At 70.1% G+C, this 13,907-nt stretch carries 12 protein-coding genes; 10 read left to right on the top strand and 2 right to left on the bottom strand.

What is annotated here, in order from left to right; translation table 11 throughout:
- Positions 1-26 precede the first annotated feature (26 nt).
- Positions 27-1,532: a hypothetical protein gene (locus tag RLT57_RS32165; protein ID WP_311301225.1), complete on the top strand. Its 1,506-nt coding sequence runs from the start codon at positions 27-29 to the stop codon at positions 1,530-1,532.
- Between the two features lie 355 nt (positions 1,533-1,887).
- Here RLT57_RS32165 and RLT57_RS32160 read toward each other — a convergent pair whose 3' ends face one another.
- On the bottom strand, positions 1,888-2,052 hold the full coding sequence (locus RLT57_RS32160) for a hypothetical protein (protein WP_311301208.1): 165 nt from the start codon (positions 2,050-2,052) through the stop codon (positions 1,888-1,890).
- A 995-nt stretch (positions 2,053-3,047) separates the two neighbouring features.
- Here RLT57_RS32160 and RLT57_RS32155 point away from each other — a divergent pair.
- The 9 genes from RLT57_RS32155 to RLT57_RS32115 all read left to right on the top strand — a co-directional run bounded on the left by RLT57_RS32155 (position 3,048) and on the right by RLT57_RS32115 (position 13,304).
- Positions 3,048-3,998, top strand: coding sequence for a hypothetical protein (locus tag RLT57_RS32155; protein ID WP_311301207.1), 951 nt, complete (start codon positions 3,048-3,050; stop codon positions 3,996-3,998).
- A gap of 148 nt (positions 3,999-4,146) precedes the next feature.
- Complete coding sequence (locus RLT57_RS32150; protein ID WP_311301206.1) at positions 4,147-4,425, top strand: hypothetical protein; 279 nt, start codon at positions 4,147-4,149, stop codon at positions 4,423-4,425.
- On the top strand, positions 4,422-5,501 hold the full coding sequence (locus RLT57_RS32145; RefSeq protein ID WP_311301205.1) for a conjugal transfer protein: 1,080 nt from the start codon (positions 4,422-4,424) through the stop codon (positions 5,499-5,501). Before RLT57_RS32150 ends, RLT57_RS32145 begins: the two co-directional genes overlap by 4 nt.
- A gap of 59 nt (positions 5,502-5,560) precedes the next feature.
- On the top strand, positions 5,561-5,896 hold the full coding sequence (locus tag RLT57_RS32140; RefSeq protein WP_311301204.1) for a hypothetical protein: 336 nt from the start codon (positions 5,561-5,563) through the stop codon (positions 5,894-5,896).
- Positions 5,893-6,468 carry a hypothetical protein gene (locus RLT57_RS32135; RefSeq protein WP_311301203.1) on the top strand — a complete coding sequence of 192 codons (576 nt, stop codon included), beginning with the start codon at positions 5,893-5,895 and terminating at the stop codon, positions 6,466-6,468. Before RLT57_RS32140 ends, RLT57_RS32135 begins: the two co-directional genes overlap by 4 nt.
- Positions 6,469-6,524: 56 nt before the next feature.
- The gene (locus RLT57_RS32130) at positions 6,525-9,131 is read left to right on the top strand and encodes an ATP-binding protein (RefSeq protein ID WP_311301202.1); all 2,607 of its coding nucleotides are present in this window, start codon (positions 6,525-6,527) and stop codon (positions 9,129-9,131) included.
- A complete protein-coding gene (locus RLT57_RS32125; RefSeq protein ID WP_311301201.1) occupies positions 9,128-11,545 on the top strand; it encodes a hypothetical protein in 2,418 nt (805 codons plus the stop codon). Before RLT57_RS32130 ends, RLT57_RS32125 begins: the two co-directional genes overlap by 4 nt.
- A 72-nt stretch (positions 11,546-11,617) precedes the next feature.
- On the top strand, positions 11,618-12,280 hold the full coding sequence (locus RLT57_RS32120; RefSeq protein WP_311301200.1) for a hypothetical protein: 663 nt from the start codon (positions 11,618-11,620) through the stop codon (positions 12,278-12,280).
- Positions 12,273-13,304, top strand: a complete 1,032-nt coding sequence (locus RLT57_RS32115; RefSeq protein ID WP_311301199.1) for a bifunctional lytic transglycosylase/C40 family peptidase — start codon at positions 12,273-12,275, stop codon at positions 13,302-13,304. The genes RLT57_RS32120 and RLT57_RS32115 overlap by 8 nt, the downstream gene beginning before the upstream one ends.
- Positions 13,305-13,352: 48 nt before the next feature.
- Here the strand turns inward: RLT57_RS32115 and RLT57_RS32110 are convergent, their stop codons facing one another.
- Positions 13,353-13,718, bottom strand: a complete 366-nt coding sequence (locus RLT57_RS32110; protein WP_311301198.1) for a hypothetical protein — start codon at positions 13,716-13,718, stop codon at positions 13,353-13,355.
- Positions 13,719-13,907: the final 189 nt, after the last annotated feature.

Raw genomic sequence — 13,907 nt, 5'->3', positions numbered from 1 at the left:
GCCCTCCCCGGCGCCAGCGGGTGAAGGTGCCCTTGCGCCTGATCACCACATCGCAGTACGCCGACGTCGCGGTGAGCGTGTACGTGAAGATCGGCGCCTTGGCCTCCCGCCCGCAGGGCTGCACGGCCGCCACCGCGACGATCGCGGACTACCTGGGCCTGTCCAAGGCCTCCGTCGAACGCGGCATGACCCAGCTGACCCGGCCCGGTCCCGACGGCGTCGTCGAACTCTCCTCGGTGCGCCGTACCCGGCCCGGCGGATGCGGGACATCAGCAGTGCGCCGTACCCGGCCCGTCACCGCAACAGAGGGCTTCGTCTGGATCCCGGTGGCTGCCGCCGAGGACCTCACACCGAGGCAACTGCGGGTCTATGCACTGATCGCGTACGCCCAGGCCCAGGGAATCCCGCTGACCGAATCGGAGATCGCGGGAGCACTGCACCACCACAGCGGGCGCAGGGCCGGCCAGCCGCTGACGACCGCGGCCGCCGGAGAGATCGTCGACGCTCTTGAAGTCGCACGGTGGATCACCGTCGACCGCAGGGCGGGAACCCGCGGACGCCACCACTTCACCGCCCACGACATCCTCCCGGACGTCCGGCCAGCCTCCGGTGGACAGCACGACGAGGACCCGACGACCTCTGGTGCTGGTGAGGGATCGGGTTCCGCAGCTGATGCGGGATCGCTCGCGTACAAGGAAGAACCTAAGACTGACCGACCTGATGACGAGCGCGCACTCTCCTCACCCGCCGTAGGCGAAGTACAGGTGGGTGAAGCTGTGGAAAACGCCGACGAACAGCCTCAGGAGCCCCGAGCACCAGGGCGGCTCGCGCTTCGCGCGGATGAAAACCACCCCTCCTCCCACCGACCCCGGACGTACTCCGGCCCACCGCTCACCATCAGCACCCGGGTGCACGCGGTGCTCGAGCCGGTGCGCTGGCTCTACCAGCGCGCCAACGTCTACATGCAGCGGCGCATCGCCCGCGAGGTCGGTCGCCAGCTGCGCGCCGGCATCGCCGACGACCGCCTGCGCCAACGCCTCGTCGAGCGCTACGCCCGCACCATGGCCGATGACATCCGCGACCCCGGCCGGTGGCTGTTGGGGGTCGCTCTTCCCGCCTGGGGCTGCGGAATCTTCGACTGCGAAGCCGGCGTGCTGTGGAGCAGCGGGCGCCGCTGCTCGGTGTGCGAAGAGATCGTTCAGGACCGTCGTCGCGACAGCGCACCGGACCAGTCCCGGCGTGCCGAGCCGCTCGTCGAGCCACCGCGGTCACCGGTCGCTCCGCCGGTTCCTCGCAGCCACTGCCGCGGGTGCGGATGCCGCATCCTGCACGTGAAACGGGCGCTCGATGACGGGTTGTGCCCGCTGTGCCGGACCGAGGATGCCGGTGTACTCGCGCTCATCCGAACCGCACCGGCGCACGTCGAAGCGTGCGCCGGATGGAACGGGGCCGGGTGTTCGCGCCCGGCACTCGGGACAGCCGGCCTGTGCGTGCGGTGCCGGACCCGCCGGTTGCAGTGCGTCGCATCGTGACGCGGTGGCTGGCGTCGCCGATACGGGCTCGGTGTTCACGGGGCCCATCCCCGTTCATCGTGCGCGATGCCTCGCACCGCCGATCCGGTGGGCGGGACGCATCTCCGGCGGGTTCCTCAGCTGAGCCGCCCCGTTCGAGCCTGTCCCTCACCCCAGAGGCTTCTCCGGGCGCTCCTCCCACGAACCCCTTGACCAATTCCCGGGACAGAGCCGCTCCCCCTGGACCAGGGGCCGCTCCCGGAATCCCCCGGGGGCCTTGACCAGTTCTCGGTCGCGACCACGGGCGCCGCCTGGGCACAGGTCGCCGCTTGCTGGAGGCCGCTCCGGCTCACGCCGCGCCGAACCGCTCACCCGCTCATCCCCGCTGTCCGTCCTCGGCAACGTCCTGCGGCCAGTGAGCTGCATCGCGCGGGAAGTGAACTACATCGAGTTCGCCGGTGATCGCCTCAGCCGACTCACTCGATGTGGATTCACGATGGAGGCCGACGAGATCTGTGCGCGAAAGTCCGATGAACTTCATCGCGCAACGCTGCACTGCATCGCAATGAACCGCATCCGCGCACCAGCGCGATGAACGGCTCCGTGAAGGCGTCGTCCTTCACTCCCCCGATGAACGGAAGCGATGAGCCCCACTGACGGGGCGGTGCGTGACCGGGACAGTGCGGCTCATCGCACGGGCCGCCGAGCGCCTCCTGCGGTCGGGAGCCCTGCGAGCGTCTCCCCGTTCGGACCGGTTTCCGCCCGGCAACGCTGGCGTGTCCGCCGATCCTGCCTACCCCTTGACCAAGGGCGCCTGCCCGGGCCGGTACCCCTGGTCCACCCTCGGCGCCTACCCCTTGACCAGGGCGCGAGACCAGGGCGTTTCCCCTGGACCGCGCCCGAGGTCCAGGGGAAACGCCGACGACACGGAGAGGGCGGCCGCCGGGTGGGCGGCCAGCCAGCTTCGCCCCAGGCTTCAGCCGAACGGAGCGACGACTGAAGCCGGCCGGGCGGCCGCAGCCCGTCTCTCGGAATCCAGGTGAGGTCCCCCTCCGTAGGGAGTCGAGGTTCACCAGCGCGCGCTCGCGCACCTTCGGCCAGGTCCCGATGAAGAAGACCAGCGATGGCCGCTCACCGGGGTGCGTCCATCGGGTCAGATTCATCCGCGGACTCACCGGATGTCGCGACCCGATGCGATGAATGCACGGTCCGCCGCTCCGCCGCCGCCGCGGCGTACCTGGCCGATGCGATGCAGCCCGCCCTGCGCCCCCGGCGTTCATCGCACCGGGTGATGCAGCCGATGACATTCACCGGCCAGGCGATGACGTTCATCCGGCAAGGCCCCCTTGTCCGGGTCCTTGTCCGCCTCTCTCACCCCTTGACCACCGACCCCTTGTCCGCGCTGGCGGACGGCCGGCACTCAGCGGTTTCCCCTGGACCGCCCGCCGTGGCCATCGCCGCCAGACCGCGGACAAGGGGGGTGTCAGGAGTGTGAGCGCCATCCAGACCGGATGACGCGAAAGGACGGACACGGACGTGGCCACCACTCAGATCACCCCGGTGCTCGACTCCTCCGAGTCCGTGCTCCGCTACACCACGATCAGCTCGATGAACCGCGACTGGGACGTGCTCTGCGCGGAACTGCGCGCCGCCGACCATGTCGGGCAGTGGGCGGAGCAGCACCCGGAACTCGCCGGCGCCACCTGCCCTCAGGACGTGGTCGCCACCATCGCCGACCACCACCGCCGAGGTGACACCGACAGCCACGACGGCGTGATGCGCCTCCTCGTCGAGCGCGCGGCCGCCGGCGGCTTCGACGGGGACCTCGCATGGCGGATAGCCGTCCGGATCCTCCTGCCCAAGGCGATCTTGATGGCCAAGACCCAGAGGCGGACCGGGCTGCCGTGGGACGACGTGTGCGCGGCAGTGTTCGGCGCCGCGTTCGAGGTGGTGCGGACCTACCCCCTGGACCGGCGCCCGCACCGCATCTTCAACAACCTGGCCCTGGACACTCTCGCGCTGGCCCGCCGCACCCTCGCCGCCTACATCGACCCGGTGGAAGAGGTACAGGAGCTGGCGGCAGGCGTCGCGCCGCTCGCCGAAGCCGAGGAGTACACCCGCTTCGCCCACGTGGTGGCGAGCGAGGACCCGGACACCCCGCACGACACGGTTGAGCTCGCCGACCTGCTGCTGCGGGCGGCGCAGCTGGAGCTCGTCGATGCCGACGAACCCGCCCTGGCCCGCCACGAGGCCCGCACCGAGGTGCTCGAACTTCTGCTGTGGGCGGTGGAGATCGGGGCGTTGAAGGCCGTCGAAGCCCAGCGCATCGCCCGCTACTACCTCTCCGCCTCCGCCCGCCCCGACCAGGAGCACATGACCACGCGGGCCATGGGCCCCCAGGGCGCACTGCTGCGGCAGCACGCCAGCCGCGCCGTCCGGACTCTGCGTACGAGCACCGATCTCGCCCAGTACCTCGCCGCGGCCTGAGCCACCGCCCGGCATCCGCAGATGAGCCGCTCGAAAAAACCTGCGCCGAAGTGTCACACCGCGCCGCGCCCCGACACCTGTAGCAACCGAGAACCCAGCAGACCCACCGCAGCCCCCCATCTCCGATCTCGATCCCGGGAGAACCGACGTGACCACGACTTCGTCCCCAGCCGACACCGGCCGGCAGTTCCTCGATGCCGACGAGGCGCGGGTGGCGCGTGCCTCGCTCCACCTGACCCAGATCGCCGCCGCTTTGGTGAGCCGGCCCATGGACCGCGAGCTGCACGCCCGGATGCGGACCTTCCTCGACAAGGAGTCGGAGCCTGCCCTCGCGTCGTGGGACGTCCTGCTTGCGCGCACGCCCGACGAGCTCAAGGAGCGGATCTCGACGGTGCTGACCGCCCAGGCCGTACGGAGGGCTTCGTGAAGCGCGGGCGCCGCCAGCGTAAGGCGGACAAGCAGCAGCTCACCGAGGCGGAGGAGTGGGCCGAGGACGTCCAGGAGCCGCAGCAGGCCCCGCCTGCCGAGCCTGATGAAACCGGCTGGAAGACGAGCACCGCGCAGATGTCGGGAGTCGCGCGCCTGACCCGCGTCGGTGTGTGGGCGCTGATCGTCTCGGGTCCGGTCTTCGGTGCCGTGGCCCTTCTCGGTTCCTCCTCTCCGGCGCAGGGGGTCGCGAAGCCGGCCGCCGCCTCGACCCCGGCGTCGGCGACCGGCCCGGCCGGTTTCGCCAGCCTGTTCGTCGCCGCCTACCTGGAGGCCGGACAGGGCACCGAGCGGGACTTGGCGCCCTACTACTCGGGGTCGATCGTGCTGTCGGCCAAGCCCGGCTCACGGGAAGCGACCCGGTCCACGGTGATCGCCTCCCGCGAGATCCAGCCCGGCTACTGGTCGATCACCGTGGCTGCCGACGTCACTGCGAAGGACGCCGACGGCAAGGCCCGCCAGCTGGGTGTGCAGTACTTCCGCGTCGGCGTCCAGGCGGCGGGTCCTGCGGCGGCCGGCGGCGCCTCGAAGTCCGCGGCGGCGCCGGCTGGTTACGCGGCGACGTCCTTGCCGGCGCAGGTGGCCGCTCCGGCATCGCTCAAGCCGGGAACCTTGGTGTACGAGTCCGACCGCGGAACGAGCAGCGCCGATCCGGCGGTCGAGACGGCGGAGGGATTCCTGTCCGCCTACCTCACCGGGTCGGTCGAGCTCGATCGGTACACCTCCCCCGGCGTGCGTCTGCAGGCCATCAGTCCCGCCCCGTACTCAGCGGTCAAGCTCACCGGCGTTCAGGACGACTCCACCAGCTCCGAGCAGCAGAAGGTTCCCGCTGACGGGACGGAGCTCCACCAGTTGGTGGACGTCGACGCCACGGACCAGGCGGGCAACACCGCCTCGCTGAGCTACGCGCTCACCCTCAAGTCCCGCGCCGGCCGGTGGGAGGTCGCCTCCGTCGACGACGCCCCGGCCATCAGCGCGAGCAGTGCGCCCCCCCGCAGCGCCTCACACCACCGCTGATCCCGACGCTGCGGCGGACACGCCCACGGCTTCGAGCTCCTAAGAAAGAGGAATCGTTCATGCACACGCTCTCCAACCCGGACCACGTCGTCCTCGCCGGCGACCTCATGGACTGGGCCAACCTCAAGCTGGGACAGGTCCGCACCCTGGTGCTCACTGCGGCCGGCGTCATGGCGATCATCGCTGTGCTGACCGCGTGGTGGAAGACCCGGTCCTGGGTCGGCACCCTCGTCGCCTTCGTCCTGGCCGCTCTCGTGCTGTGGGGCATCAGCAACCTCGCGATCCTCAAGACCAAGGTCGGATCCGAGATCGACGACAGTGCGGCCTCCGTCTCCGTGGTGCAGGTCGCGAGCGACTCCCCCGCGCTGACGGGTGAGGGCTGGCGGCTGTCGTGAGCGCCTCGGAGGAAGAGCTGATCGGGCACTCGTACACGCGGGCCCGCCGGCACCCGCTGGTCATCGGCAAGCTCCCGGGAGCCGGCCGGCTCCCGGGAGGGCCGTACACGATCACCCAGGTCATGACGATGGTGCTGACCTTCGGTCTCCTCGTGATGACCAAGGACCTGTGGGCGCACTTCGGCGTCATGAACTTCCTGCTGATGGTCCTGCTCCCCTGGGGGCTGGCCTGGGTGCTGCGCTACGCACGGCTCGACGGACGCGACCCGGCCCGGGCGGTCCGGAGCCTGTTCATCTACTCCTCCACCCCGGCGCAGGGGCGACTCGCCGGCAAACCGATGCGGGCCGCCCGCCCCCGGCTCGCATCCGCCACCTGCACGGTCCGCATCCGCAGCAGCGCCCGGTCCGCCATCGAGACTGCGCCGACGCCGGAAGCGAAGCGGCTCCCGGCGAAGCGGGCCCGGTCGGTCGCCCCGGCACCGGCCACGACTCCGCCCGCTCCCCAGACCGGTCGCGCGCAGCAGCCGAAGACCGGCCTCCAGGCCCTCCTCGCGTCACTCGACGAGCACTGATCGCCGCTACGCGGCTCTCGTCGCTCCATCGCACCAGCACAGAAAGCAGAAACGACATGCGTCTGCCCGTCCGGCACATCAGCGGCCACCTGATCTGGACCACCGCCGCCAGCGTGTGGGCGGTCTGGCGCGTCGACACCGAGAACTACACGCACGCCAGCAAGTCGACGAAGCGGGAACGCCTGGACTCGCTGGAAGCGCTCTTCAAGTCGCTGCGAGGCGAGGCGCTCCTGCTCAGCCTGTGCCCGAGCGTCGACGCCGCGTCGGTCGTGACCCGCATGACCGCCGGCGTCGACCTCGACCAGTCTCCCGAGTACGTCGACCTGTCGCTGAAGATCCTCGACCAGCTCCAGGACCTCGAGCTGACCGGCCGTGTGGACTTCCTGGCCGTCCCCCTGGCCCACCTCGACTTCAAGCAGAGCGCCCGCGCCGTCGTCACCTCCCTGCAGGCCGAGGTGATGGGGACGCTGGGCCTGCCGGTCGGACCGATATCCGTGGCGGAGGAGCACCAGCGACTGGAGCAGGCCACCCGCCTGGCCGCCGGCTGGCCCTCCGGCATCAAGATGCGGCCCGCCACCGAGGCCGAGATCCTGTGGATCTACGGGCACAGCGCCCGCCGCGGCCTGAGCGAACCCCTGCTCCCCGAGGACGGCGCACCGCGAGCGCTGCGCGGACGCGGCCACACCGTGACCGCCCACACCCAGGTCATCCTCGACGAGGGCGGCCGCGGCAACCGTCCCTCCAAGGGCCCGACCAATCCCTTCAAGCGCCGCTACCTGCGCGCCACCTCCGAGTTCGGCGACAGCTACCAGGCCTTCTGCGTACTCTCCGAGATGCCGGAGGCCTTCCGGTTCCCGGGCAGTGAGTACCTCGCTGCGCTCGACGACTTCAACTTCCCCGTCGACTGGGCCGTCCGCCTGCACGTCGAGTCCGGTTCCAAGGCCGAACCCAAGAGCCGGCGCCAGCAGCGCGAGCTCGCCCACCAAAGAGGCGAGTACGACGGCGAGACCTCCGGCGTGCCGGCCTCCCTCGACAAGGCGAGCTTCGCCCTGGACGAGTACCGCGACCGCCTCACCGCCTCCTCGACCGAGGTAGAGATCCGGGCCACCGTCGCCACCTGCGTCTGGAGCACCACCGCCGAGGAGGCCGACGAGAAGGCCACCTCCCTGGCCAACCACTTCGGTGGCAACGACTACACCCTGGTGCGGCCCACCGGCGACCAGGTCGCGCTCTTCCACGGCATGCTCCCGGGCACCAAGACGCCCAAGCCGATGCTCGACTACACGCAGTTCCTCCTGGCCAGGGACTTCGCGATGAGCATGCCCTTCTGCGGCGCCGGTCTCGGCGACGACGCCGGCAGCCTCTTCGGCCTCCAGCTCAACGGCGGCGGCGTCCGCCCCGTTCTCGTCGACTTCTCCCACGGACCGCGGGTCAACGCCAGCGCGAGCGCCGCGTTCGTCGGCGAGCTCGGCTCCGGCAAGTCGGTGGCGATGAAGTGCGCGATGTACTCCATCCTCACCACAGGCCACCGGACCGGACAGAGGAACTCCCGCGGCCGTGCCCTGGTCATCGACCGGACCCCACAGCAGGAGTGGTCGCGGTTCGCGAGCGCCTGCCCGGGCACCACGCAGATCATCAACGTCGACGAGAACGCCGGCGTCAGCCTGGACCCCCTGCGCGTCTTCCGCGGCCCGCGCGCCGCCCGCTACACCGAGTCCTTCCTCACCCCGCTCCTCGACATCAGCTCCATGAGCGTCGAGGGCATCACGCTCGCCGAAGCGATCGAGGGAACCCGCCTGGGGCCCAAGCCCAGCATGACGTCACTCATCAGCACCCTCGCCACACGGGCCCAGACCCCGGATCCCGACGAGCCGAACGACGCTGCGGTGCGGGCCGCCGCCTCCGAACTCGTCCGCAAGCTGCGCTCGCTGGCGAAGAAGGACCTCGGCCGCGTCATCTTCGATGCCTCGCTGCCCGTCGTAAGGATCACGGCGGCCGACTCCATCGTCTTCGCCGTCGACCGGCTGGGCCTGCCCACCAAGGAGGAACTGTCCGAGCACCGGCTCGGCTCGCTCGAGGTGGAGAAGCGGTTCGGCTGGCGGCTGATGTACCTGATGACGGCGCTCTGCAGGGAGATCGCGTTCGCCGACCCGAGCGAGTTCGCCGGCGTCTTCCTCGACGAGTGCTGGTGGCTCACCTCGTCAGCCGAGGGCTCCAGCCTCCTGCTGGAGATGATCGCCGACGGCCGCAAGCACAACGCCGGAGCTTTCGCGGGCAGCCACGACCCGTACGACATCGGCCCGAAGAACGAACTCGGGGACAAGATCAGGGCGTTGCTGTCCCATATCTTCGTCTTCCGGCACCGGGGCCGGGCACTCGCGGCCCGCTGCTTGGAGTTCTTGGACCTCGACCCCGCCGACAGCGAAATGCTCAAGGTCATCACCGAGAACCTCAGCCCGCTCAACGTCAGCGACGCAGAGCGCGGCCTGCGGGCCGGCGAGTGCCTCTACCGAGATCTCCGCAAGCGGATCGCCGGTCTCAAGGTCCTCGTACCGGCGGACGAGGACGTAGCCGCGGCGATCTACACCACCCCCGGCCAGAGCGACGACGAAGTCGACGAGGTGGCAGAGCTCGCCGCACCAGCGGACGGAGCGCTGGTATGAGCCGCGCCAGCCGGCGGCCGACCGCCCGCCGCCTCGGCCTGGTCGCCCTGCTGCTGATCCTGTTCACCGCCGTGCTGGCCCCGGCCGCCGTCGCCGACCCGTCGCCCACCCCTACCTCCGGGTCTTCGGCGTCCCCTACACCGGGCCAGCCCGCTGACGGCACCGGCAACTCGAAGACAGACGACCTGCTCAAGAAGAAGGACGCCAGTGACGGCATCCTCCAGCCCTTCAACGTCACCGACAAAGACGGCGTGCCGATCTCCGCCTACACCGTCAAAACGGACACAGGCGGATGGAAGGACATCGACCTCAAGATCTGGAACATCATCGCGCAGCTGCTGTTCGGCGTCGCGAAGTGGGTCATCGGCTTCACGTGCTGGCTGATCAAGTGGGCGCTGAATTTCGGACTGGCCGACGTCCTCATCGGACCGGTCGACCACATATCCACCACCATCAAGAACCAGGTCATCGACCGGATGGGCCTGCCCGGTCTCTTCCTGCTGTTCGCCGGCTTCTACGCCGGCTGGCAGATCCTCTTTCGGGCACGCTCGCGCGGCTTCGCCGAGATCGGAGTCTCCCTCGTCGTCGCCGCGGTTGCCACGACCGTGCTGGTCTCGCCCGCCCAGGTGCTGCTCGGCCAGCATGACCAGCCCCAGCCGCAGGGCTCGACGATGCTGCTCTCCAACGACGGCCTGCTGGGAAAAGCGAAAGACTTCACCCTCGAAGTCGCGAGCATCGTGCTGTCCGAAGACCCCGAGCACGCCCAGGGCAGCTCCGACCCCAACAACGTCGCCAAGCCCATCACCGACGCCCTGGTGGATGCGTTCGTCGTCAAGCCCAACGAGCTGATGGTCTACGGGAACACCTTCGACGGCGCCTGCGACGAGGCGTTCCGCGAGTTCAAGCTGGCCGAGTACGACCTGGACCAGAGCGGCATGGACTACTGGGACGCCGCGATGATGGACTCGATCTACGACACGAACTTCATCAAGGGGCTCAACGACGCTTCGAAGAAGTTCGAGGGACAGTGCGGCGACCAGAAGCCCAAGGCCAAACGCGCCTCCGCAGACCTCGCCTTCAGCGCCCTGTTCGTCGCGATCGCGGCCATCATCGTCGCCGTCCTCATGGTGCTGGTCACCGGCGGATTCCTCACGGCGCAGGGCTGGCTGGCATTTGAGGCGATCCGCGGTCACTGGGCCCTGTGCGCCGGCATCCTGCCGGGCGGGGGCCGGGCCACGCTCTGGCGGTGGTTCTCCGCGATCACCAAAGCGGTTCTCGGAATCGTCCTGGCCATCCTCTTCCTGGCCATTTTCATCCTGATCGTCCTGGCCCTCATCGACGCGGATACCGGCGACGTCCTGGCCGTGAAGTTCATCGTCATCGACGTCACGGCCGTGGCCGGACTGGCCGGCCACAAGCGGATCAAGCAGACAGCGCAGAGCATCGCGGTCAACCTGAACCGCAAGCTGGTCAACGCCCGGGTCGGCGGCTCGCGCCGGTCGGTGTTCAACAGCCCGGGCCGTTACGCCGAGACCGCTCCCGGCCTCAAGCAGATGTGGGGCGAGGCCCGCGGCGAGGCCCGCCGGGTGAGCCAGCCGATGAGCAAGGGGCTGAAGTCCGCCCGCAGCGCCTGGGTCGGATCGCCGCAGGCTAACCGCAAGGCCAGCCGCCTTCGGACAGCCGCCCGGCTGGCCACCAACGCGGCCGCGGCCGTCGGCACCAGCGGAGCCAGCGCGGCGACGAAGGTCGCAGCCCAGCAGGCGGCGAAGGCCACCCTGAAGAAGCGCCTGGCCACGGCGGCCGCCAACAAGATGTCCCAGACACGAGGCGGCCGGGCCACCATGGCCACCGGTAAGGCGGCCGCAGCCACCGCGAAGTACGGCGCTAAGGCAGGGAAGTTCGCCTTCATGGCCACGGTCGGCGCGCCGGTGGGCGTCCCGCGCGGAGTCGCCGCGACCAAGCGGGGCGCAGCCGCTGCCAAGGCGCGGGCCGACCAGGTGCGCGGCCAGCTCACCGCGGTCAAGGCACGCGCGGTCGACAAGAAGGTCCAGGAGGCCAAGGACTTCAGCGCCGAGTACAAGCGCAACGTCGCCGCGGCCGGCAAGTTCGTCGCCCAGACCGGCACCAAGGCCCAGGTGAATCTGGGCCTCGCACCGATCCAGCCGAACGCCAAGTCGTCGGGCCCGCCCGGACCCCGGGCCGGGGCGATCGCGCCGGCGGTGCCCGGCACCGCGACGCCGAGCGTGTCCAAGCCCCCAGCTGCAACGCCGACTTCGGTGCCGATGATGCCGACCCCGCCCACCCCTGCACCGCCGGCACCGCCCGCCGCGAAGAGCACGGCCAAATCCGCGGGAACGCCTCGGGCCATCCGACGGGCCACCCGCCCCGCCGGGCCACCGAAGCCGCGGCCGTAATCGCGAGCGGCCGGGGCCTCCAGCCCCGGCCGCCCAGACCTGGACAGCTGAACCACCCGACGGGGGACTCCCATGCCTGAAACCGATGACAAGCGCGCCCGGCGCGGCACCATAGCCCTGTTCGCCGCGGCTGCCGCCCTGGCGGCTTTGGGACTGGGACTGCTGTTCACCGGCCACGGCGGCGCCGAGCGCGCCGGGCCGCGGGCAGCTGCCGGCTCCGTTCCGCAGGAAGCGGGCACCGTCTCCCCCAGTTCTCCCACGCCGCCCAGGACAGGCTCTGCGCACACCGCTGAGACCGCCGAGGCGTCCCCGGCGCCTTCCTCCCTGCCGGCTCCGATGCAGAAGGCCGCACGAGACTTCACGATCGCGTGGGCCAGCCACGATGCGCGCCCCGGCCGCGACACTTCCTACGACGACGCGTCTCGGCGCGCTGCCGCCTACGCCGTGGGCGACCTTGCCGCCGACCTTCGTACGCACAAGAGCGGCACCGCCGCGGCCCAGCAGTGGCTGCGGTGGACAGCCCGGAGCGTTCAGGTGACCGCCTCAGTGATCGGCGTGTCGCTCCCCGACGGAGCGCCCGCCCCCACACCCGACGCGGGATTCGCCAGAGTCGCCTACCGCGTGACGGAAAAGCCGGTGAGCGGTCCGTCTTCCGTGTCGGTCCAGCACGTCGCGCTCAAGCTCCGCCGCACCGACGACGGGCACTGGTACGTGACGGGGCTGCCCGATGCCTGAGCAGCAGGAACAGTCGAAGGTCGGCAGGCGCCTGGTGATGGCTCTCCTCGGTCTGCCGCTCCTCGGCTTCGGCCTGATTCTCGCCGCGGTCCTGGCCCTCACCTCCGCCATCGGCGATGACAACACCAGCAACTCCATGGAGAACGCCGGCTTCGGTGGCGGGCTCGCCGTCACCGACGAGATCCCCGACTGGGTGCGCCCGATCATCACCAAGGCCGTCGAGACGTACGGCTGCCCCGAGACCACGCCGTCGCTGATCGCCGCGCAGCTGTTCCAGGAGTCCGGGTTCCGAAAGAACCCGCCGGACGGAGGCGCGGGCGCCCTGGGCATCGCGCAGTTCATCCCCGGCACCTGGCAGACGCACGGCATCGACGGCAACGGGGACGGCAAGCGAGACCCTCTGGACCCCGACGACGCTATCCCCTCACAGGTCAAGTACGACTGCGAACTCGCCGATGCGGTCCGCAAAGTGCCCGGCGACGACACCGACAACATGCTCGCCGCGTACAACGCCGGCGCCTACAACGTGGAGAAGTACAACGGCATCCCCCCGTACAAGGAGACCCAGGACTACGTGCACAACATCCGTGCCCTGGCCGAGAAGTGGACCGCTCCCGTGGAAGGCAGCGGGTCCGTCAACGGCAAGGTCGGCAAGGTCATCGAGGCTGCGGAGAGCGCGCTCAACACGCCGTACCTGTGGGGTGGCAACTGCCGGCCGCCCTTCGAAGGGGCCAACCGGTGCGACTGCTCGAGCCTGGTCAAGTACGCCTGGAGCACGGTGGGGGTGAACCTTCCGCGCACCACCTACGACCAGGTCAACGTAGGGACAGAAGTGAAGTCGGTGAAAGACCTGAAGCCGGGGGACCTGATCTTTGCCGTCGGCAGCGCCGCCAGTCCGGAGCACGTGACCATGTACATCGGCAACAACCAGGTCATCGACGCGCCGCGGACGGGCCTGAAGGTGCGGATCAAGCCGCTGTCCTACTGGGAGCCGCAGATCCTGCGGATGAGGCGGGTCGGCTGAGCCAGCCCTGCGCCCTTCGCGCGCCGCCACGCTGCCGGCGTCTCGTGCTCAGGGCGCTGCGACGGGCTGGCAGGGTGCGGTCCACTCGGAGCCGGCGACCTGAGTCCAGCCGCAGTCGGTCCGCGCCTCCTCGCGGGCGGCGCCGGCGACCACGAAGCCGTGCTCTGCCAGCATCCGAACAGCCTTGTCCCGGGGAAGGACCGGCACCCGGCCAGTCATTGCGATCAGATAGCGGCCTGGATCGTCGGGGTGTGCCTGGGTGAATGCCTTCGCGGGGCCCAGGTCGAGGTTCGGACCCGCGGCCACGCCCTGGTCCGGGCCGATGACGGACATCGTCCACCGGCCGCGGAACACTCCGACCTCGGCCAGGTAGAGCGACGGCAGCCCACTGTGAGCGGGGTGAGCGTCGGGCACCGGTCCTCCTCGTCGTCGACGCCGTGCCGTACCGGGCGCGGCACGACGACCCTAGCGAAACGACCATCACCGGAGCTGCGCTGCGGCCCGCACGCCGATCCAGGCGGGGAAACAGAAGCAGACGGAGGAAATTCTCGGCCGGCTGTCACACCGGGCTCGGATTCGGCACCTGTAGCAGACGAATGACCC

Origin of the sequence: Streptomyces sp. ITFR-21, assembly GCF_031844685.1 — a bacterium.
Taxonomy (GTDB): domain Bacteria; phylum Actinomycetota; class Actinomycetes; order Streptomycetales; family Streptomycetaceae; genus Actinacidiphila.
The sequence above is the reverse complement of the archived record's forward strand: the minus strand, read 5'-3'. Positions and strand labels throughout refer to the sequence as shown.

Coding starts and splice junctions, on each gene's coding strand:
- RLT57_RS32130 (WP_311301202.1), top strand. CDS start 6,525: ATGCGTCTGCCCGTCCGGCACATCAGCGGCCACCTGATCTGGACCACC.
- RLT57_RS32115 (WP_311301199.1), top strand. CDS start 12,273: ATGCCTGAGCAGCAGGAACAGTCGAAGGTCGGCAGGCGCCTGGTGATG.
- RLT57_RS32125 (WP_311301201.1), top strand. CDS start 9,128: ATGAGCCGCGCCAGCCGGCGGCCGACCGCCCGCCGCCTCGGCCTGGTC.
- RLT57_RS32140 (WP_311301204.1), top strand. CDS start 5,561: ATGCACACGCTCTCCAACCCGGACCACGTCGTCCTCGCCGGCGACCTC.
- RLT57_RS32120 (WP_311301200.1), top strand. CDS start 11,618: ATGCCTGAAACCGATGACAAGCGCGCCCGGCGCGGCACCATAGCCCTG.
- RLT57_RS32160 (WP_311301208.1), bottom strand. CDS start 2,052: ATGAAGTTCATCGGACTTTCGCGCACAGATCTCGTCGGCCTCCATCGT.